Below are 20343 nucleotides of genomic sequence, written 5' to 3'. Positions count from 1 at the left end.
GCAAATTGAGCAGGGTTTTTGTTTTTTCTATGGCATGGGTATTACTGTATGGGGAATCGAACCCACTTCATCGTATGCTCTCACCTATGAAAAAATGGCCTATTTTAAGCAGTTGGCAACGCAATTGGCCGTGGGCATTGGCGTATTTGGCGATCGCATCATTGCTCACGGCAGTCTTGGTTTACGCTTGGCAAGATTATCGCAATGAGCTGTTCGCCCGTGAGGCGACCATGGCGCAAGATTTGCTCTGGCAAGAGCAAGAAATACGTGGTCGCTTGCAAAGCAATCAAAATATCTTAGAAAACCTCGCGTATGGCTTGGCGTCTGACAGTATGCAGCAGTTGGATTTTCAACGCCGCGCTGAGGCGCTGATGAAGTCCAATCCAGAAATCGTCAATATAGAGTGGGTGAATGCCAAAGGTCAGCGTGGTGATGGCTTTCCCAATTTTGAACGCCGTCCCGAAAGTTTGGTGGCTTTGGATGATTCTTTACTCACCGAAGTGATTGATGGTGCGGCGACCTTGGGTTATCCAATGGTGAGTAATGTGATTTGGCGCAATTCACCACAAATGGTGCATGTGGTGCCATTTTTTCATCAAACCGAATATCAAGGTGCGGTGTTAGCCGTTTACGATTTATCGATTTTACTATTACAGCGCGTGCCGTGGTGGATGGTGCAGCGCTATCAGTTGCAGCTTATCGATAGTAATAACCAAGTGATTGCGCCCAATCGCTATCATTCGCGCTTAACAGGCAAAGATATTCGTGAAGTGCCATTTGGCGGCGCCAGCCAGCAGAGTTTACGTTTATTGGCCAAGTCGATCGATCCGATTACCAAGCAATCCAATTTTTGGTTGATTGGCTTAATTACTGCGCTGTTATTGTTGCTGTTGTGGTCGCTGAAAATGCTGCGCTTACGCATGCGTGAAAGGCAGTATGCCGAATATGCGCTGCGCGATGAAATCTTATTTCGCTCGGCGATGGAAAACTCGCTAGTGACCGGCTTACGTGCGATGGATACCGATGGCAAGCTCAGTTACGTGAATCGCGCGTTTGCCAATATGGTGGGTTGGTCTGAGGCGGAGTTAATTGGCGCCAAGCCACCGATGGTTTTTTTGGCCGCCAGAGTGTCTGGATGTGTGTGCCAATGCCTATCAAGCCATTTTGCGGGGTGAATGCCCAGCCAATGGCTTTGAATTACGCTTTATGCGCAATGATGGCGAGCGCTTTGATGTGCGCTTATATTCTTCGAAATTAATCGATAGTCATGGTGTGCATCGTGGCTGGATGGCGTCAATGTATGACGTGACGGAATTAAAACAAGAGCGTGAAGCGCTGGCGAGCTCGCGTCAGCAATTGCGAACGGTCTTGGCAGGGCTGGAAGTGGCCGTGTCGGTGACCGATATTGAAACCGGGGTATTGCTGTATCGCAATCGTTTGCATAGCAAGACTTTTGCGATTCCCAAAGATGCCGAAGCGTATTGTTTAACGCGTTGGCCAACGGATTCAGTAATCCCCGATGGGGTCTTTGAAAGCGTCGATATGCACACTGGGCGTACTTATCAAATTGAGCAACGTAAAGTCGATTGGGTGAATAATCGCAGTGCCATCTTGGAAATCTGTACTGACATTACCGCCAAGCAACAAGCACAAGAAGCGGCACGCACGCGCAATGATCAGTTGCAGCACACCGCACGACTGGTCAATATGGGCGAATTGGCGTCAAGTCTAGCGCATGAGCTCAATCAGCCATTAGCGGCGATTGCCAGCTATAGCGCCGCTTGTGAGACCATGCTGTACAAGAAAGACCCTCCGCTGGGTAAAGTACAAGAAACCTTGGTCAAAATGACGGCACAGGCTCGCCGTGCCGGGCAAATTATTCGGGGCATTCGGCAGTTTGTCGTGAAGCGCGCGCCGACGCGAGAATTGTGCATTTTGAATGATTTAGTCAGCGTACCGGTGCAATTACTTGGGCCCATGGTGCAAAAAATGAAGGCACGAATTGTGCTGGATATTCCGAGTGATTTACCCAGTTTTCAGGGCGACCCGGTGATGCTCGAGCAAGTGTTGCTTAATTTGATTAAAAATGGGCTTGAATCAATGAGCGAAACCCCGATTAGCGAGCGGCAGATTATCGTTAGCGCGAGTTTTAGCGCCGATACTTTAAAGGTGACGGTCGCAGATCGAGGGGGCGGCTTGGCCGATCCTGCTCAATTGTTTCAACCGTTCTATAGTACCAAGTCCGAAGGTATGGGCATGGGCTTGAATATTTGCCGCTCAGTGATTGAGCAACATCGCGGTCATTTGTGGGCCGAACCTAATCCTGGTGGTGGAACTCGAATGCGGTTTCGCCTGCCTTTTAATGTGAGTGAGGAAATATCATGAAGCCTGTTTTGACGAACAAAGCAGCAATTCGAACCGTTGCGGTGATTGATGATGATGAAGCGGTACGAGATTCATTGGCTTTATTGCTAGAAACACATGATTGCCCTGTGGTGACGTATGCCTCTGCTGAGGCTTTTTTAGACGAGGGTGATGCTAGCCGTTTTGCTTGCTTGATTGTTGATGTACGTATGGACGGAATGAGTGGACTTGAGCTCTTTGCCGAGCTGCGCGAAGGCAGCTATTTACCGCCTGTGATTTTTTTAACAGGGCATGGTGATGTGCCAATGGCAGTGAATGCACTCAAAGATGGTGCCAGTGACTTTATGGAAAAACCGTGCGATCAAGATTTACTACTCACTCGCGTACAAGCGTGTTTGAGTGAAGATCAGCAGCGTCGAGGTAATGCACAGCATCAACAAAAAGTAGTGGAATTGCTGGCCGATTTAACGCCACGCGAGCGCGAAGTGCTGCAAGAAATCTTATTGGGTAAGCTCAATAAACAGATTGCAGATCGCTTAGATATCAGCACCAAAACCGTCGAAGTGCATCGGGCGCGAATTTTTACCAAAATGCATGTCCATTCGGCGATGGAATTAGCCGCCATGCTTAAAGAAGTGCCAACGAGCGATTGGTTTGCTTAGATAAATAAAGAATTAAGTCAGTTTACAGTGCCGTTCATTGCTAAAGTGAACGGCATTTTTGCATTTAATCGTAAGGTGTTTACCCTAGGTTGAATACCTGTCCGGTGATTACCTGATTTGTATCAGTATGTAGTTACTATATTCTGACTACAACCGAAGGCAGGACTGCACTCGGCAAAATTAAAATCATCTGGAGATTACGATAATGCGTCTTACCAAGTTAGGTTTGCTGGTTGCAGGAATGGGCGTTGCGTTTTGCAGCACAGGCTGTTGAAGTCGAAGTCTTGCATTATTGGACTTCAGGCGGTGAAGCCAAGTCAGTGGCTGAATTAAAAAAAATGATGGAAGCCAAAGGTTACACCTGGAAAGATTTTGCCGTGGCCGGTGGTGGTGGTGAAAACGCCATGACTGCGCTCAAAACGCGTGTGGTTTCTGGTAACCCACCTGCGGCAGCACAAATTAAAGGTCCTTCGATTCAAGAGTGGGGTGCCGAAGGGGTGCTAGCTTCAATTGATGACGTGGCTAAAAAAGGTGGTTGGGATAAATTATTGCCACCGGTGGTCTCTAGCGTCGTGAAATACAAAGGCCAATACGTTGCCGCGCCAGTGAATGTGCATCGGGTGAATTGGTTATGGGTGAATCCAGAGTTATTGAAAAAAAGCCAATGCCAAAGTGCCAACCACTTGGGATGAGTTTTTTGTTACCGCAGCGGCATTACAAAAAATTGGCGTTCAGCCGGTGGCGTATGGTGGCCAACCTTGGCAAGACAGCACCGTATTTGAAACCGTTGCTTTAGGTGTGGGTGGTGCTGATTTTTATAAAAAAAGCGTTTGTACAACTTGATCAAGGCACTTTAAGCGGCCCAACGATGATTAAGGCTTTAGAAACGTATAAAAAAATCAAACCGCTTACCGACAAAAATAGCTCAGGCCGCGAATGGAATTTAGCCACCAGTATGGTGATTAATGGCAAGGCCGGTATGCAGTTTATGGGTGACTGGGCCAAAGGCGAGTTTATGGCGGCCGGTAAAGTGCCGGGCAAAGATTTTCTTTGTGTAGCCGCACCGGGTACTGCCAATGCTTACACCTTTAATATTGATAGTTTTGCGATGTTCAAATTGAAAAACAAAGAGGCAGAAAAAGGGCAGCAAGCATTAGCGGCAACGTTGATGAGCCCAGAGTTTCAAGAGCTATTTAATTTAAACAAAGGCTCAATTCCCGCGCGTTTGGGGGTGAATATGAGCAAGTTTGATATGTGTGGTCAAAAGTCGGCTGAAGACTTCAAGATGGCATCGACTAAAGGTACTTTGATTCCATCATGGGCGCATGGTATGGCGATGAAGTCTGCGACCCAAGGTGCCATGTTTGATGTGGTCACGCAGTTCTGGAATGACGACAAAATGAGTGCCAAAGACGCCGCGGCAAAAATCGCTAAAGCCGCCAAAACAATGTAATTCTCTATTGGGTATATGGATGAATATGAAGTAAGTAGTACTGGTCATTCATATACCCATCTCTTTATCTTTGCTTTTGCGGAGAATCCAAATATGACGATGCCTGTCCGTACGGCCCATTATGGGTTTGCGGAGCGCTGGCTGCCGCGCCTCGTTTTAGCCCCGTCGTTTGTACTCACCTTGGTTTTTTTATATGGCTTTATTGTCTGGAATGGCTATTTGTCCTTCACCACCTCGCGCATGCTGCCCAATTATGAATGGGCTGGTTTAGCGCAATACATCACCTTATTTGAAAATGAGCGTTGGTGGGTTGCAGTGCGTAATTTAGGAATTTTTGCGGTGCTGTTTATTGGCGGCGCAATGGGCATTGGTATCGTATTGGCGGTTTTATTGGATCAAAAAATCCGCTTTGAAGGCGCGATTCGTACGATTTATCTTTACCCTATGGCGCTGTCTTTCATTGTGACCGGTACCGCGTGGAAATGGATTTTGAATCCCGGCTTAGGGATAGAAAAATTGATGCATGACTGGGGCTTTACCCATTTCACGTTTGATTGGTTAGTTAATTCCGATATGTCGATTTATACCGTGGTGCTGGCGGGTTTATGGCAATCATCGGGGTTTGTGATGGCGCTGTTTTTAGCCGGTTTGCGTGGGGTCGATGATTCAATTATTAAAGCGGCGCAAATTGATGGCGCAAGCTTGCCGCGGATTTATTGGAAAATTGTGTTGCCGGCATTGCGGCCAGTGGTGTTTTCCACCTTGATGGTGCTCTCACACATTGCGATTAAAAGCTTTGATTTGATTATGGCGTTAACCGGTGGCGGCCCAGGGTATTCGTCAGACCTGCCGGCGACCTTTATGTATTCAATGGCGTTTACTCGAGGCCAAATGGGCGTCGGTGCAGCCAGCGCGATGATGATGCTGATGGCGGTAGCAGCCATTGTGGTGCCGTATTTGTATTCAGAGCTGAGGAAAGACGGTAATGCATAAAAAAATAAATCTAAGGCCAATACCTTCACCACAGAGGCACAGAGACGCAGAGGTACAAATATTGAATTCAATGCAACGTGATGTTGAATGCTTGTCTCTGCGCCTTTGTGCCTCTGTGGTGGGTTTTTTGTCCGACGAACCGACGATGCGATAAGGGGAACAGCATGACTCAAGATCGTTTTTGGCGGGGTTTGGTGTATGCCGCGCTGGTGTTTGCCGCGCTGTATTACTTGATTCCGCTGTATGTGATGCTGACGACGTCGGTGAAAGATATGGAAGAAATCCGCACGGGCAACTTATTGTCCTTCCCACAAAACATCGGTTTTGCCGCGTGGGGTAAGGCGTGGAGCTCGGCTTGCACAGGGGTTTCTTGTGATGGTTTGTCGGGCTATTTTTTGAACTCAGTCAAAATGGTCATTCCGGCGGTGTTGATTTCCACCTGCTTGGGCGCGATTAACGGCTATGTGTTGTCGAAGTGGCGCTTTGCTGGCTCAAATATCATTTTTGCGATGATTTTATTTGGGGTGTTTATGCCATTTCAGGTCTTGCTGCTACCCATGGCGCAAACCTTGGGTTGGCTGGGCATTGCCAGCACCACGACGGGCTTGGTCTTTGTGCATGTGGTGTGTGGCTTGGCCTCAACCACGCTGTTTTTTCGTAATTACTACGTGGGCATTCCCGATGAGCTGATTAAAGCCGCACGGCTGGATGGGGCTGGGTTTTGGCGTATTTTTTGGCGAATTATTGTGCCGATGTCGACGCCGATTATTATGGTGACGTTGATTTGGCAATTTACCAATATTTGGAATGATTTCTTATTTGGTGTGGTTTTCTCAGCGGGGGATAGTCAGCCGATTACCGTGGGTTTGAATAATATGGCCAATACTTCGACCAATGTGAAGGAATACAACGTCGATATGGCTGCGGCACTGATTGCGGCGTTACCAACGATTGCAGTGTATGTGTTTTGCGGCAAATATTTTGTGAAAGGTTTGTCGGCAGGTGCGGTCAAAGGTTAAGTCAAGTGATGACTTGGCTTATTCAATCAATTTGGAGAATGCAATGGGTGCTTTAGCCATTAAAAATGTCACCAAGACATTTGGTGATACGCAAATTTTAAAAGGCATCAATATTGATATTGAGTCCGGTGAGTTTTTGATTTTGGTTGGCCCATCCGGTTGTGGTAAATCGACATTAATGAATATCATTGCTGGCTTAGAAAGCCCCAGCAGCGGTGAGGTGTGTATTGCCGATCGAGTGGTGAATGATGTCGCACCAAAAGATCGCGATATCGCGATGGTGTTTCAAAGCTATGCGCTTTATCCAACAATGACTGTTCGACAAAACATTGCTTTTGGCTTAGAAACGCGCGGCATTGCGAAAGCTGAGCAAAATGAAATCATTGCTCGCGTGGCTAAAATGCTGCAAATGGATCATTTGCTCGAGCGTAAACCTGCCGCCCTGTCTGGCGGGCAACGGCAACGTGTGGCGATGGGGCGGGCATTGGCACGCAATCCCAAGCTATTTTTATTTGATGAGCCGCTATCAAATTTGGATGCTAAATTGCGCGTTGAAATGCGCGTTGAAATCAAACAACTGCACCAACGTCTGAAAACGACGATTGTGTACGTGACGCACGATCAGATTGAAGCGATGACTTTAGGCGACAAAATCGCAGTCATGAAAGACGGTGTGATTCAACAATTTGGCCGCCCACAAGATATCTATGAGAACCCCGCCAACCTTTTTGTGGCCAGTTTTATTGGTTCGCCATCGATGAATTTTATTCCATGCCACTTAATTGAGCATGACGGCGAGTTGGGCGTTTCTTTGCAAGGGATGGCGAGCCCTTATTTTATTAGCTTGGCGGAACGACCTAATTTGCGTGCGCGCTTGGGGGAGAAAATTTACCCTAGGGATTCGGCCAGAACAGCTGGATGTGGCAGAGGCGCAATCGAGTGCGTTGGAGTGCAAGGTGAAAATCACCGAGCCGACGGGGCCTGACACCATGGTGTACACCGAAATCAACGGGGTGGAAGTGATCGCGCGCGTGCATCCGAGATTGGTTCCACCCACAGGGCAAAGTATTAAGCTGGTGCTGGATATGAAAAAAGTGGTGTTATTTGATCCAGCGACTGAAGCTAGAATTTAAACTCAGCCCACCGCCAATAAAAAAAGCGCAGATAAAGATCTGCGTTTTTTTATTGGCTTAGATTTAAGCGACAGAAGTCATCTCGACTGGCCGAGTCTCAATGATGGCCGCGCGCTCGCCGACGCGCTGGTGATATTGCTGCAAAGCCGGATAGTGGGTGGCCCACTGCAGTTGGGGTAGGCGTAAATCAAGATATTCAAGCATACAAATGACGCCAATATCCGCAATGCTATAGGCATCTCCAGAGAACCAACGTTTTTCTTCGAGTTGGCCTTCTAATGCGGCTAAGCCACGAATGATTTTATCGTGCTGGCGGTTTATCGCGTCTTGGCTTTGCAAAGCGCTAGGGCGGCGCTGCTCCATCACGACGGCAACGGCAGCATCACAAATCCCATCGGCCAAAGCCGCGGTTCGTTTGGCGCTAATCATTGGGCGTTGATCGCTTGGAAATAACTTACACACCGGCGATAGGTAGTCTAAGTGCTCGGCGATAACACTGGAATCATAAATGACACGGCCATCATCGAGCGCCAAAACCGGCACTTTACCCAGTGGGTTATAGCTCTGAATCAGGGCATCATCTTCGCCAGGTTTGGCAATGATCAGCTCAAAATCAATCTTTTTTTTCCGCCAAGACAATGCGAATTTTCCGACCGAATGGGCTATGTAGTGCGGTAATCAGCTTCATTTTATGGGCTTCTCTTGAGACCGAAGTAAGATTCTAGGAGGCATTGGTAAGATAGGCTAGTGAATCTACACCGATACAACAAAAAATGCCTCGGTTTCCCGAGGCAGATCAAGCATAAAATCAAATATGCATTAAGCAATTCTGGCGTAGCCCGGTAGCGTCAGAAACTCAATAAATTCATCCGCAGTGGTGATTTGGTCAAAGAGCTTGGCCGCCTCAGTCAAGGTCGCGCTAAAACGGCCCTGCGCTTCGATTTTAGCCACTTCTTCAGGCAACCATTGATGAAACATCGCCACGGTGACTTTGCGACCATCAACTAGCACGCCTTTGTCTGAGCGTAGCCATTGCCAAATTTGCGAGCGACTAATTTCAGCTGTGGCCGCGTCTTCCATCAAGTTATGGATCGGCACGCAACCCATGCCCGCTAACCACGATGCCAGATATTGCACGCCGACTGAGATATTGCCGCGTAAACCGGCCTCAGTAATTGGGCTTTCGGGTTGGAAGTTGAGTAAATCGGCTGCCGAGCAGGCAATGTCATCACGCTGCTTGCTAATTTGATTGGGCTGATCACCCAAGACTGCATCCCAAGCGGCCATCGCCACAGGGACTAGGCCCGGATGCGCTACCCAGCCACCATCGTAGCCATCACCGGCATCGCGTTCTTTATCGGCACGGACTTGGGTCATGGCTTTTTCATTGGCTACCGGATCGGATTTAACCGGAATATACGCCGACATACCGCCCATCGCTGGCGCGCCACGCTGATGACAGGTTTTTAGTAACAGTAATGAGTACGCGCGCATAAATGGCACGGTCATGGTGATTTGGCTGCGATCGGCAAGGCAAAAGTCGCCATCCATTCGGAATTTTTTGATGCAGCTAAAAATGTAATCCCAACGCCCAGCATTTAGGCCGGATGAATGCTCACGGAGTTCATATAAAATTTCGTCCATTTCAAACGCGGCTAAAATCGTTTCGATTAAAACCGTGCCCTTGATACAAGCATGTGGCGCTTTGAGCTGATTTTCTGCCCACGTAAACACGTCATTCCATAAGCGTGCTTCAAGATGGGATTCCATTTTTGGCAAGTAGAAATAACAAGAGCTGCCTTGGCTGAGGCGATATTGCAGATTGTGAAATACCACCAAACCGAAATCAAATAGCGAACCGGACATGATTTCGCCATCAACCTCAAAGTGTTTTTCCATTAAATGCCAGCCACGTGGCCGAATGACGAGGGTGGCAATTGTATCGTTGAGTGCGTAAACCTTGCCCTCTGGGCTAGTAAAGCTGATCGTGCGGCGATAAGCATCACGCACATTGATTTGGCCTTCGATTTGATTGTTCCAAGTTGGGGTGTTGGAATCTTCGAAATCGGCCATAAATGATTTTGCCCCAGAATTAAGGGCATTGATCATCATTTTTCTTTCGACCGGGCCAGTAATTTCGACGCGTCGATCTAATAAATCGGCAGGTAAAGGATTGATTTGCCAATCACCGGCGCGGATGTGTGCCGTTTCGGCGAGAAAATCGGGTTTAATGCCGGCATCTAATTGCGCTTGGCGAGCTTGGCGAGCGGCCATTAATTCTCGGCGGCGGGGTTCAAATTGGCGGTGTAGTTGCGCCAAAAAATCAAGCGCAGCTGGAGTCAGTATGCTACTCACTTCTGGACTGGTTTGACCTTTAATTCGCATATTCATCGTGATGCTCCCTTGCAAGAGACTGTGACGGCACAATGTGCCGTCACAGGGTATTTGTCGCTATACCTTATTTAGCATGATCTATATGCTAATACCCGATTAATGAAATTGTTCTTCTTCGGTAGAACCTTGCAAGGCGGTGGTAGATGATTGGCCTTGCTGAATCACTTGAGTTACTTGATCAAAGTAACCGGTACCGACTTCCCGCTGGTGTTTAACTGCGGTAAAGCCGCGTGGTGCTGCAGCAAATTCGGCTTCTTGCAATTCAACAAAAGCGCTCATGCCTTCACGCGCATAGCCCCGTGTGCCAAATTAAACATGCCGTAGTTCAAGGCATGGAAGCCTGCCAAGGTGATAAATTGGAATTTATACCCCATGGCACCGAGTTCTTTTTGGAACTTGGCAATCGTTGCATCGTCGAGGTTTTTCTTCCAGTTAAATGATGGCGAGCAGTTATAAGCCAGCAATTTGCCAGGGAATTTGGCATGGATCGCATCGGCAAATTTACGCGCATATTCCAAATCGGGCTTACCGGTTTCGCACCAAACCAGATCAGCATAAGGGGCATAGGCTAGGCCACGAGAGATGGCTTGGTCTAGGCCAGGATACGTCTTGTAAAAGCCTTCCATCGTGCGCTCGCCAGTGCAGAATGGCTTGTCGTTATCATCCACATCGCTGGTGAGCAAATCAGCCGCTTCAGCGTCTGTACGTGCCACGATAATGGTCGGTACGCCCATCACGTCGGCAGCTAAACGCGCGGCAACCAGTTTTTCGATGGCTTCACGTGTTGGCACCAAGACTTTGCCGCCCATATGACCACATTTTTTTACTGAGGCCAGTTGGTCTTCAAAGTGAACCCCGGCAGCACCGGCTTCAATCATCGCTTTCATCAATTCAAACGCATTGAGTACACCACCAAAACCTGCTTCGGCATCAGCCACAATCGGAGCGTAAAAATCAATGCTGTCATCACCTTCTGAGTGATTGATTTGGTCGGCACGCGCTAAAGTATTGTTAATGCGGCGAACAACTTGCGGGACTGAATTAGCTGGATAGAGCGATTGATCTGGGTACATTTCACCGGCTTGATTGGCGTCTGCTGCCACTTGCCAGCCAGAAAGGTAAATGGCTTTAAGTCCCGCTTTAACTTGTTGCATCGCTTGATTGCCGGTCAATGCGCCCAAGGCATGAACGTAAGGTGTTTCGTGCATCAATTGCCACAGTTTTTTAGCGCCGTGACTTGCAAGGGTATATTCCTGTAATAAAGTCCCCCGCAAACGATCAACATCAGCTGCGGTATAAGGGCGTGTTATGCCCTTCCAACGCGGGTTAGTCTGCCAGTCATTTTCGATTGCTGCGATGCGTTTTGCTTGCGTGCTCATACTGATCTCCGTGTTGGTTAGGGCAATTTTGAGTGTGTTTTTTTTTTGAAACACCGTTTCATTCTCACTTCAGCTGCCGTCTAAAATCATTGGGTATATAAATACTCAGCGTGGTTTTAAAACGTTGGCTTGGGCGATCAAGCGCGGTAATTCAATTGTCTATCGTGTGCACTCGCTATTGCTTTCATTGAAGCAGGGTTTTTATTCAGTGCAATGTTTTTATTGCGCTGCACCATAGTGTAGTCGAATTATTCTTACTACATATTGGGGCTTGCCTGTAGAGGGTTTAGATTTTGTCGGTGTCCTCGCTCTTGAAAAGCAAGTGCCTACCCCCATTTCATATCGGAACGTAACAAATTTGGAGTACAGGCAATGAGTCAAGACAATATTCAAGACGTAAATCAAGAAGCCACTGAGCAAGAGGCCGCTGTGGCATCGACGGTAGAAACCGTTGTAGATGAAATGGAAAATGGGATTGAAGCGCAATTGAGCGCCGCTTTGGCTGATCTAGATAAAGCCCGCCAAGATATTTTGTATATTCGTGCCGAAGCCGAAAATGCGCGTCGTCGGGCATTAGAAGAAAATGAACGCACCCGCAAATTTGCCTTAGAAAAATTTGCACGTGAAGTGATTGCAGTCAAAGACGCGATTGATATGGCTTTGCTGGATGAATCGGGCAATTTTGAAGGCTTGAAAATGGGCGTTGATCTGACCGCAAAAAGCTTGACCAATGTGTTTGAAAAGTTTGATCTACTTGAAATTAACCCGATCGGCGAAAAATTAGATCCAAACAAGCATCAAGCGATTTCAATGGCCCCTAGCGACGAAGAAGCCAACACGGTGATTCAAGTAATGCAAAAAGGCTATGAATTATCTGGCCGCGTAATCCGCCCAGCCATGGTTGTGGTTGCGGCAGCAAAATAATTTATTAGCATAAATGAAGTCGGTGGGCTTGAAATGCAAACGGCAATCCCCACTTGATTATTAAGGTTAATTGAACAAGGTGCTCCGCTTTGCGTGAGCCGCAATTAGAAAGAAGGAAAATACGACATGGCTAAAATTATTGGTATCGACTTAGGTACAACAAACTCTTGTGTAGCTGTTTTGGAAAACGGTCAACCTAAAGTGATCGAAAATGCAGAAGGTGCGCGCACGACACCTTCGATTATTGCGTATCAAGAAGACGGCGAAATTTTGGTTGGCGCGCCAGCTAAACGCCAAGCGGTAACAAACCCAAAAAATACTTTGTACGCAGTGAAGCGTTTGATCGGCCGCAAGTTCGTCGATAAAGAAGTGAAAAAAGACATCGACTCGATGCCATTTACGATTGTCGCTGCCGACAATGGCGATGCTTGGGTTTCAGTTCGCGACAAAAAAAATGGCACCACCGCAAATTTCTGCTGAAATTTTGCGCAAAATGAAAAAAACCGCCGAAGACTACCTCGGTGAAGAAGTAACAGAAGCCGTTATTACCGTTCCTGCTTACTTTAACGATAGCCAACGTCAAGCGACTAAAGACGCAGGCCGTATCGCGGGTTTGGACGTAAAACGTATTATCAATGAGCCAACTGCTGCGGCAATGGCGTTTGGTATGGATAAAGTTGGTCAAGGCGATCGCAAAGTTGCGGTGTATGACTTGGGTGGTGGTACGTTTGATATTTCGATTATCGACATCGCTGATGTGGATGGCTCGACTGCATTCGAAGTATTGGCTACCAACGGCGATACATTCTTGGGCGGTGAAGACTTTGACCAACGTTTGATGGATTACATCATTGCTGAGTTCAAAAAAGAACAAGGCATTGACCTGAAAAACGACGTAATGGCATTGCAACGTCTGAAAGAAGCTGCAGAAAAAGCCAAGATTGAATTGTCTAGCGGCGCGCAAACTGAAATTAACTTGCCATACGTGACTATGGATGCAACGGGTCCAAAACACTTGGTAATGAAAATTACTCGCGCTAAATTCGAATCTTTGGTTGATGATTTGATCGCGCTCGCTCAATTGAGCCTTGCAAAATTGCATTGAAAGATGCTGGCTTGAAAGCTTCTGATATTGATGATGTGATTTTGGTCGGCGGTCAAACGCGTATGCCTAAAGTCATGGATGCGGTGAAGGAATTCTTCGGTAAAGATCCACGTCGTGACGTGAATCCAGACGAAGCGGTTGCAGTTGGTGCGGCATTGCAAGGTGCGGTATTGGGCGGCGATCGTAAAGATATCTTATTGCTCGACGTAACACCGTTGTCATTGGGTATCGAAACTTTGGGCGGCATTATGACTAAGCTGATCCAAAAAAATACGACGATTCCAACTAAAGCATCACAAACATTTTCAACTGCAGATGATAACCAAAGTGCAGTAACGATTCATGTGTTGCAAGGTGAGCGTGAAAAAGCGTCGGCGAATAAATCGCTTGGTCAGTTCAACTTGGGCGATATTCCACCAGCAGCACGCGGTGTGCCACAAATTGAAGTGACTTTTGACATCGATGCAAACGGTATCTTGCACGTTGGCGCGAAAGACAAAGCATCAGGTAAAGAAGCCAAAATTACGATTCAAGCTTCTTCTGGTTTGTCTGAGGCAGAAATCGAAGCGATGGTAAAAGACGCTGAGCTTAATGCTGAAGAAGACAAAAAATTGCATGAGTTGGTGACGGCACGTAACTCTGGTGAAGCAATGATTCATCAAGTTAAGAAAATGCTGGCCGATGCTGCAGATAAAGTCACTGAAGACGAGAAAGTAGCCATTGAAGCTGCGATTAAAGACTTGGAAGAAGTCGTTCGTGGCGATGACAAAGAAGTCATCGAAGCGAAAACTGAAGCTTTGATGCAAGCAAGTCATAAAGTGGCAGAGAAAATGTATGCTGAGCAAGGCGAAGCAGCCGGCGCTCAAGCTGCAGGTCCGCAAGCGGGTGCCAATGATAAAGATGACGGCAATGTAGTTGATGCTGAATTTACCGAAGTAAAAGACAAGTAATCAGCATATTCAATTAGGCACAGCGCTTGCACTGCAAGCGGCTGTGCTTTTTTGTCTCGGGGAAATGCATCATGGCAAAGAAAGATTTTTATGACGTTTTAGGCGTGAATCGCGACGCTTCAGATGAAGAAATAAAAAAAAGCATACCGTAAACTGGCGATGAAATACCATCCGGACCGTAATCCGGATAGCAAAGAAGCTGAAGATAAATTTAAAGAAGGCAAAGAAGCCTACGAAATACTATCTGATTCGCAAAAACGTGCTGCTTATGATCAATACGGTCATGCTGGAGTTGATCAGCAAGCCGGTATGGGGGGCGGCGGTGGTTTTGGCGGCGGCGGTTTTGGTGATTTTGCTGATATTTTTGGTGATATCTTTGGCGGTGGTGGTGGCGGCGGTCGTGGTGGACGCAGTAATGTTTATCGCGGTGCTGATTTACGCTACAACATGGAAATCACGCTGGAAGACGCGGCACGTGGCGTAGAAAAGCAGATTAAGATTCCATCACACGATGAGTGTGAAGTTTGTCATGGCTCGGGTGCGAAGCCTGGTACTGAAGCGACAACTTGCCATACCTGTGGTGGCCATGGTCAGGTTCGTGTTTCACAAGGCTTCTTTAGTGTTCAGCAAACTTGTCCAACCTGTCATGGCTCTGGTAAATATATTCCTGATCCATGTCGTAACTGTAAAGGTACAGGCCGGGTTCAAACGCACAAAACATTGGCAGTGAAAATTCCTGCTGGTGTGGATGAAGGCGATCGTATTCGTCTGAGCGGAGAAGGTGAGGCCGGTGTGAATGGTGGGCCTTCTGGTGATTTATACGTTGTGATCCATGTGAAAGAGCATGCCGTATTTAATCGCGAAGGGAATGATTTACACTGCGAAATGCCAATTAGTTTTAGCTGTGCGGCATTGGGTGGTGAAATTGAGATCCCAACCTTATCCGGCAAGGCACGCATTACGATTCCACCAGAAACGCAAACTGGTCAGGTATTCCGTTTGCGTAGCAAAGGGATTAAGGGCGTGCGTAGCGCCATGACTGGCGATTTAATGTGTCATGTTGTGGTTGAAACGCCAGTGAAATTAACTGCGCGCCAGAAAGAATTGCTAAAAGAGTTTGAAGAAATCAGCCAAGGTGATTCAGATAAGCACAATCCTCGTGCGAAATCATTTATGGATAAAGTGAAAGATTTCTTTGCGACTTAATTTGCTTGAGTTTGTATTAGCAATAAAAAAGAGCCGATTCGGCTCTTTTTTATTGCATAAAGCATTATCGGGAGAGTGCACCAGTGGGCGACATCATGGTAATTTCGCCAAAGCTAGAGCCATTGCGATTTTTATCACTGTAATCGATGGTAAAACCGCCTAAATCATATTTTTTCATCGTGGTTAAGGCGTTATAAATTGCCGAGCGTGTTGGGTTTTTTCCTGCGCGTTTAAATGGCTTCAACAATCAGCCGAGCAGAAATATAGCCCTCTAGCATGGCATAACTTGGATAATTGGCGATCGCCGACAATGATTCTTCTTTGCCTGAGCCTGTTCCCATTTCATTAAAAACGGCGGCTTGAAATTCTTGAATTAACTTGCTGCGCGTATTGTATGGATAAGGATAAACTTGGCTAATTCCTAAGCCGTGCGCTCCTTTTTTACCTATCGTTTTTGCGACTTCTTCAAACTGTACTGGCGAAAGTGAATATAGCTGTGATGTACCGCCTTTCTCTTTATATTGCTGTACAAATGAAGCGGCTGGTTTAGAGAGTGCCACAACAATAATTGCTTCTGGATTTATTTTAGCGAGCTCTTGTGCCGCTTTAGTGGTGTCGCCTGATTTGTTGTCATACCAAGCTTCTCCGACTAATTTAAGCTGATTTTTTGCAAGTGAAGCTTTTAATGCGGCTACACCGGCATCACCTAATTCACCTTTTTCGGCAACGACAGCAATTTTAGTGACACCTAAATTGCCTGCGAGCAATTTGATTAAACGATCGGTTTCTTGATTGTAACTACTGCGAGTATTAAAAATAAATAAATTGCTGGCGCTGCGAATAGATTCGGCACCACTATGAATACCTACTAAAGGAATCCCTGAATTATCTAATGTTTTAGTTTTAATAAGTTCAGAAATACCCGAGGTGCCAAAATAAGAAATTAATGCAACTGCATTTTCTTTTTCAATAAAATCTTGGGTGTTTTTTTTAAAGTTCGTTGTGCATCGTAGGCATCATCACGAACGAGGTGATTGATGAGTTCGCCATTGATACCGCCACGACCATTGATACTATTGAAATAGAGCGATGCACCCAGCGCGATAGCTTTGCCAGTTTCGGCTGCAATACCGGTGGTTGGAACCGATTGTCCAATGACAATTTCTGCATTTGCGAAGCTCGCAATGGATAAACTAGCACTAATTATGAGTTTTTTTAAACACGTTCGATTCCCCTCCAAGTGTCATTCTTTATCAAGCATCTTAAATTATTGTTTGCTGATGGTATAGTATTCAGCGAATACGACGTCGTAATGCGACGAAGTACCGCTATTTTGCGCATTTTAGAGCGAGTGACTGAGTTAAAATCACGCTAATGCTGCAGTGCACTGATATCGACGCAGTTTTAAAATCTATTTTTATTACCCTTGGGTTGCGCCATTAGCTAAGCGTCCCGTTGTTTTGGAGTGTGTTGTCATGCGGCGTGCAGTTTACGCAGGTAGTTTTGATCCTGTTACCAAGGGGCATTTGTGGATGATCGAGCATGGCGTCAAATTATTTGACGAAATGATTGTCGCCATCGGTGAAAATCCAGATAAACGTTACACTTTCAGCGTTGAAGATCGTGTCGCGATGCTGCGTGAAACCACCAATCAATGGCCTAATTTACGGGTTGAAACGTTTGAAAATCGTTTCTTGGTTGATTATGCTCGCGAGCAAGGCGCGCAATTTATTTTGCGCGGGATTCGTGAAGCGGCTGATTATGAATTCGAGCGAAAAATGCGTTATGTGAATGCCGATTTAGCGCCACATATTGATACGATATTTTTAATGCCGCCGCGTGAGATCGCCGAAATCAGCTCGACGATGGTGAAAGGGCTGGTTGGTCCAACTGGCTGGGAAAATGTCGTGAAGCAATATGTTCCTGATCCGGTTTTTTTACGTTTGCTATCTGGCCGTTAAACCTTGATTTTGTGGAAATAAATACCACTAAGCTCATCGACATCGGTCTGAGCTGGTAAACTACGCTTTTGCTTTTCAGTTGCTGCCATGTCTGATCTTTCCAGTTACAAAAATCGTCTCACAAAAAATATGCGCCATTGGGGTAAATGGGCGCGCCGTCAGGGGCTGACTTGCTATCGCATTTATGACCGTGACGTGCCTGAATTCCCTATGATTGTTGACGTGTATGGTGATCGTGTTCATTTACAAGAATACGATACCGGCTGGATGGAGACTGACGAAGCCTACTCAGAATGGGTGGATGAAGTTCATGCCGCGACTGCCGAGGTGTTTGGTATTCCACTTGAGCACGTGGCGCTAAAAATTCGCAAACGAATGAAAGGGCTGACTCAATACGAAAAAGCCGAAGGCGCGGGCGAATTTTTTGTGGTGCAAGAAAATGGCTTGAATTTTGAAGTCAATCTGGAAGCTTACCTTGATACTGGCCTGTTTTTAGACCATCGCAACACGCGTAAGCGGGTGATGATGGAGGCGAAGGGCAAACGATTCCTCAATTTATTTAGCTATACCGGCGCGTTTAGTGTGTATGCCGCAGCAGGTGGGGCGACGTCGACCTTAACGGTTGATTTGTCTAATACCTATTTGGATTGGGCTGGGCGCAACTTTGCGCTGAACGGTATGAATGAAGTCAATCATCAGCGGGTGCGTGCTGATGTGTTTGAGTTCTTGCGTGAAGCGACGTGTAGCCCACAAAAATATGATTTGATCGTAATGGATCCGCCGAGTTTTTCTAATTCAAAAAAAATGCTCGGTGTGCTCGATGTGCAACGTGACCATGCTTATTTAATTGAATCTTGTATGGCCATGCTGGCACCGGGTGGCGTATTGTATTTCTCGAATAATTTACGTAGCTTTGAATTAGATCCGATGTTTGTTGATCGTAGCGAAAATCTAACGGCATCATCGATTCCTGAAGATTTTCGTAATAAGCGCATTCATCAGTGCTTCCGATTCGTAAAGAAATAGCCGAAAACGCATCTAAAATTGCCCCGAGCTTGGATTGACTTTGGCCTACTGGGCTAAGGGATTCCAAGCTTTTTGGTTTTATGGCCCGCGCAATGCATTGCTGCGGGCATTGATTGATATTTAATTTATTTATTGAGCTGACGTATGACGCATCCGTTTTATCCAGCGCCGCTGGTGTTGCTTGATTTAGAAACAACGGGCGCCAACCCTTCGACGGATCGAATTACTGAAATCGGTTTAATTCAAGTGGATTTGTCGGGTATTTGCTCTTGGAGCTCATTGGTTAATCCGTGCCAAGCAATACCCCCATTTATTCAGCGACTGACCGGTATTGATGATGCGATGGTTGCGAATGCACCGGTGTTTGCAGATGTCGCTGATGAGGTGCTTGATCAGCTACAAAATCGAATTTTTGTCGCACACAATGCACGATTTGATTACACCTTTTTACGCAATGAATTTAAGCGTTGTGGGCGGGCATTTCGTGGTCAAGTGCTATGCACGGTGCAACTCTCGCGCAAACTTTACCCAGACGAATACAAGCACAGTTTAGATGCCTTAATTGCCCGCCATGGTTTGCAATATAGCGGCGAGCGGCATCGTGCTTTGACCGATGCACAGCTGATTTATCAATTTTTGCAAGCGGCGGTGCAGGATTTAGGAGCGGAGCGTGTCACCGCTGCGATTAATGAATTGATTCGGCCTCCGGCGCTACCGAGTCAAATCCCCGAATCGGTCATCGACGATCTACCCGATACTGCTGGCGTCTATGTTTTTTATGGTGAGCAAGACGAGGCCCTATGGGTGGGCAGCAGTATGAATCTCCGTCGTCGGATCTTGCAGCATTTTGGCAAAAAAAGCCAATGAAGGCCCAGCAGCCTATCTGGCGCGTGATCTGCGTCGAATTACTTGGTTTGAAACGGCCGGTGAGCTAGGCAATACCTTGCTTGAGCGACAACTGATTCAAACCTTGCGCCCAAGAATGAATTCATCCGTACGGCACAAAGTAGATCAAACGCAGTCGCTATGGCAGATTGAGTTGCCCAAAGCAGTACGTGGCGAAGCCATATTGCCGTTGCAACCTCAATTGATTGCTTTGACAGCATTAAGTCAAGCCAGCGGAGAATTGTTCGGCCCATTTCGCGGCGCCCGCGAAGCGCAAAATATCATGAATCGAATCATTAAAGCCCAAGGTCTATGCCGACAAGCTTTAGGATTGGAAGCAGCTAAAAAAGACGGTTCACCCCTGCCAGGCGCATTTGCAAGGCGATTGTCGTGGCGCTTGTATTGGGCGCGAGCCAATGGGACTGCACAATGGACGTTTACTGGCGGCCTTGGCCAAGCATCAATTAGCCGCATGGCCCTATGCTGGCGCAGTGGCCATTGCCGAAGGACCAGAGTGGTCGACGGTGTGGCATGTGCTGGATCATTGGTGTTATTTGGGATCAATTGATCATCCTGATCAATTGTCGGCATTGTTGGCGGCAGAACGACCTGCATTTGATGTCGATATGGCGAAGTTGATTCGTACTGAGCTTAAAAAAACCAAAAACCATTGTGCTCGATTGCGCGACTTTGGCGAGTTGATCGGTTAATAGCTGCGATACTCTAAATGCTGCCAGCAGCATTTGGCCGAATCGCCCGGTTGGCATAAAGCCTGTGAGGTACTGGGCTTGCTCGATAGGGTACGCGGCGCTATGAGCGCCGCACTGCCAATGGTGGCAGCCAAGCAAAGTATTAAAACCAGCACTGATTTCATGGTAATTCCTGTTTA

Annotated in this window: 22 protein-coding genes and 3 pseudogenes; 18 read left to right on the top strand and 7 right to left on the bottom strand. The window is 46.9% G+C overall.

Features of this window, described 5'->3' with window-relative positions:
* Nucleotides 1-86: 86 nt before the first annotated feature.
* The 10 genes from GKO28_RS05930 (at nucleotide 87) to GKO28_RS21215 (ending at nucleotide 7624) form a co-directional block, all read left to right on the top strand.
* The gene (locus GKO28_RS05930; protein WP_182075678.1) at nucleotides 87-1175 is read left to right on the top strand and encodes a PAS domain S-box protein; all 1089 of its coding nucleotides are present in this window, start codon (nucleotides 87-89) and stop codon (nucleotides 1173-1175) included.
* A complete protein-coding gene (locus GKO28_RS05925; protein WP_203563954.1) occupies nucleotides 1090-2385 on the top strand; it encodes an ATP-binding protein in 1296 nt (431 codons plus the stop codon). Before GKO28_RS05930 ends, GKO28_RS05925 begins: the two co-directional genes overlap by 86 nt.
* Nucleotides 2382-3026: a response regulator transcription factor gene (locus tag GKO28_RS05920; protein ID WP_182075676.1), complete on the top strand. Its 645-nt coding sequence runs from the start codon at nucleotides 2382-2384 to the stop codon at nucleotides 3024-3026. The genes GKO28_RS05925 and GKO28_RS05920 overlap by 4 nt, the downstream gene beginning before the upstream one ends.
* 248 nt (nucleotides 3027-3274) lie before the next feature.
* Nucleotides 3275-3718, top strand: a complete 444-nt coding sequence (locus GKO28_RS19370; RefSeq protein WP_247646397.1) for an ABC transporter substrate-binding protein — start codon at nucleotides 3275-3277, stop codon at nucleotides 3716-3718.
* On the top strand, nucleotides 3699-3869 hold the full coding sequence (locus GKO28_RS19365; protein WP_247646396.1) for a hypothetical protein: 171 nt from the start codon (nucleotides 3699-3701) through the stop codon (nucleotides 3867-3869). The genes GKO28_RS19370 and GKO28_RS19365 overlap by 20 nt, the downstream gene beginning before the upstream one ends.
* Nucleotides 3832-4479 (top strand): ABC transporter substrate-binding protein, encoded by a 648-nt coding sequence (locus tag GKO28_RS19360; protein ID WP_247646395.1) that lies wholly within the window; start codon nucleotides 3832-3834, stop codon nucleotides 4477-4479. Before GKO28_RS19365 ends, GKO28_RS19360 begins: the two co-directional genes overlap by 38 nt.
* A 93-nt stretch (nucleotides 4480-4572) precedes the next feature.
* Entirely contained in the window at nucleotides 4573-5472 is a 900-nt protein-coding gene (locus tag GKO28_RS05910; RefSeq protein WP_203563953.1) for a carbohydrate ABC transporter permease, read from the top strand.
* Between the two features lie 164 nt (nucleotides 5473-5636).
* Nucleotides 5637-6491, top strand: coding sequence for a carbohydrate ABC transporter permease (locus tag GKO28_RS05905; RefSeq protein WP_182075675.1), 855 nt, complete (start codon nucleotides 5637-5639; stop codon nucleotides 6489-6491).
* Between the two features lie 43 nt (nucleotides 6492-6534).
* Nucleotides 6535-7476 carry an ABC transporter ATP-binding protein gene (locus tag GKO28_RS05900; RefSeq protein WP_182075674.1) on the top strand — a complete coding sequence of 314 codons (942 nt, stop codon included), beginning with the start codon at nucleotides 6535-6537 and terminating at the stop codon, nucleotides 7474-7476.
* Entirely contained in the window at nucleotides 7358-7624 is a 267-nt protein-coding gene (locus GKO28_RS21215) for a TOBE domain-containing protein (RefSeq protein ID WP_307838954.1), read from the top strand. The genes GKO28_RS05900 and GKO28_RS21215 overlap by 119 nt, the downstream gene beginning before the upstream one ends.
* 63 nt (nucleotides 7625-7687) lie before the next feature.
* On the opposite strand, the gene GKO28_RS05890 is transcribed toward GKO28_RS21215, so the two are convergent.
* The 3 genes and pseudogenes from GKO28_RS05890 to aceA form a co-directional block, all read right to left on the bottom strand.
* Complete coding sequence (locus tag GKO28_RS05890) at nucleotides 7688-8263, bottom strand: glutathione S-transferase C-terminal domain-containing protein (RefSeq protein WP_182075672.1); 576 nt, start codon at nucleotides 8261-8263, stop codon at nucleotides 7688-7690.
* A 180-nt stretch (nucleotides 8264-8443) separates the two neighbouring features.
* Nucleotides 8444-10015: a malate synthase A gene (aceB, locus tag GKO28_RS05885; RefSeq protein WP_203563952.1), complete on the bottom strand. Its 1572-nt coding sequence runs from the start codon at nucleotides 10013-10015 to the stop codon at nucleotides 8444-8446.
* 99 nt (nucleotides 10016-10114) lie between these two features.
* Nucleotides 10115-11397 (bottom strand): annotated as a pseudogene (gene aceA / locus GKO28_RS05880) (isocitrate lyase).
* Between the two features lie 372 nt (nucleotides 11398-11769).
* Between aceA and grpE the strand changes: the two are divergent.
* The 3 genes and pseudogenes from grpE to dnaJ all read left to right on the top strand — a co-directional run bounded on the left by grpE (nucleotide 11770) and on the right by dnaJ (nucleotide 15582).
* Nucleotides 11770-12321, top strand: a complete 552-nt coding sequence (gene grpE, locus GKO28_RS05875) for a nucleotide exchange factor GrpE (RefSeq protein WP_182075671.1) — start codon at nucleotides 11770-11772, stop codon at nucleotides 12319-12321.
* Nucleotides 12322-12447: 126 nt separating this feature from the next.
* Nucleotides 12448-14376, top strand: a pseudogene (gene dnaK, locus GKO28_RS05870) (molecular chaperone DnaK).
* 71 nt (nucleotides 14377-14447) lie between these two features.
* A pseudogene (dnaJ, locus tag GKO28_RS05865) lies at nucleotides 14448-15582 on the top strand (molecular chaperone DnaJ).
* 64 nt (nucleotides 15583-15646) lie between these two features.
* Here the strand turns inward: dnaJ and GKO28_RS05860 are convergent.
* Genes GKO28_RS05860 through GKO28_RS21205 form a run of 3 tightly spaced genes read right to left on the bottom strand, consistent with a single transcriptional unit; the run spans nucleotide 15647 to nucleotide 16822 of the window.
* Nucleotides 15647-15826: a hypothetical protein gene (locus tag GKO28_RS05860; RefSeq protein ID WP_182075670.1), complete on the bottom strand. Its 180-nt coding sequence runs from the start codon at nucleotides 15824-15826 to the stop codon at nucleotides 15647-15649.
* Nucleotides 15813-16526: an ABC transporter substrate-binding protein gene (locus tag GKO28_RS05855; RefSeq protein WP_307839082.1), complete on the bottom strand. Its 714-nt coding sequence runs from the start codon at nucleotides 16524-16526 to the stop codon at nucleotides 15813-15815. Before GKO28_RS05855 ends, GKO28_RS05860 begins: the two co-directional genes overlap by 14 nt.
* Nucleotides 16526-16822: an ABC transporter substrate-binding protein gene (locus tag GKO28_RS21205; protein ID WP_182075669.1), complete on the bottom strand. Its 297-nt coding sequence runs from the start codon at nucleotides 16820-16822 to the stop codon at nucleotides 16526-16528. Before GKO28_RS21205 ends, GKO28_RS05855 begins: the two co-directional genes overlap by 1 nt.
* Nucleotides 16823-17057: 235 nt before the next feature.
* On the opposite strand from GKO28_RS21205, the gene coaD reads away from it, so the two are divergent.
* The 5 genes from coaD to GKO28_RS05825 all read left to right on the top strand — a co-directional run bounded on the left by coaD (nucleotide 17058) and on the right by GKO28_RS05825 (nucleotide 20164).
* The gene (gene coaD, locus GKO28_RS05845) at nucleotides 17058-17543 is read left to right on the top strand and encodes a pantetheine-phosphate adenylyltransferase (RefSeq protein WP_173532376.1); all 486 of its coding nucleotides are present in this window, start codon (nucleotides 17058-17060) and stop codon (nucleotides 17541-17543) included.
* An 87-nt stretch (nucleotides 17544-17630) separates the two neighbouring features.
* Entirely contained in the window at nucleotides 17631-18569 is a 939-nt protein-coding gene (locus GKO28_RS05840) for a class I SAM-dependent methyltransferase (RefSeq protein WP_173532375.1), read from the top strand.
* Nucleotides 18570-18713: 144 nt separating this feature from the next.
* Nucleotides 18714-19436 carry an exonuclease domain-containing protein gene (locus GKO28_RS05835; protein ID WP_182075668.1) on the top strand — a complete coding sequence of 241 codons (723 nt, stop codon included), beginning with the start codon at nucleotides 18714-18716 and terminating at the stop codon, nucleotides 19434-19436.
* Nucleotides 19417-20022 carry a hypothetical protein gene (locus tag GKO28_RS05830; protein WP_182075667.1) on the top strand — a complete coding sequence of 202 codons (606 nt, stop codon included), beginning with the start codon at nucleotides 19417-19419 and terminating at the stop codon, nucleotides 20020-20022. The genes GKO28_RS05835 and GKO28_RS05830 overlap by 20 nt, the downstream gene beginning before the upstream one ends.
* Nucleotides 20009-20164 carry a hypothetical protein gene (locus GKO28_RS05825; RefSeq protein ID WP_182075666.1) on the top strand — a complete coding sequence of 52 codons (156 nt, stop codon included), beginning with the start codon at nucleotides 20009-20011 and terminating at the stop codon, nucleotides 20162-20164. The genes GKO28_RS05830 and GKO28_RS05825 overlap by 14 nt, the downstream gene beginning before the upstream one ends.
* Here GKO28_RS05825 and GKO28_RS05820 read toward each other — a convergent pair.
* Entirely contained in the window at nucleotides 20161-20328 is a 168-nt protein-coding gene (locus GKO28_RS05820; RefSeq protein WP_182075665.1) for a hypothetical protein, read from the bottom strand. The two genes, GKO28_RS05825 and GKO28_RS05820, sit on opposite strands and share 4 nt — an antisense overlap.
* Nucleotides 20329-20343 lie beyond the last annotated feature (15 nt).

Source organism: Deefgea sp. CFH1-16 (assembly GCF_016881365.1).
Lineage (GTDB): Bacteria > Pseudomonadota > Gammaproteobacteria > Burkholderiales > Chitinibacteraceae > Deefgea.
The sequence above is the reverse complement of the archived record's forward strand: the minus strand, read 5'-3'. Positions and strand labels throughout refer to the sequence as shown.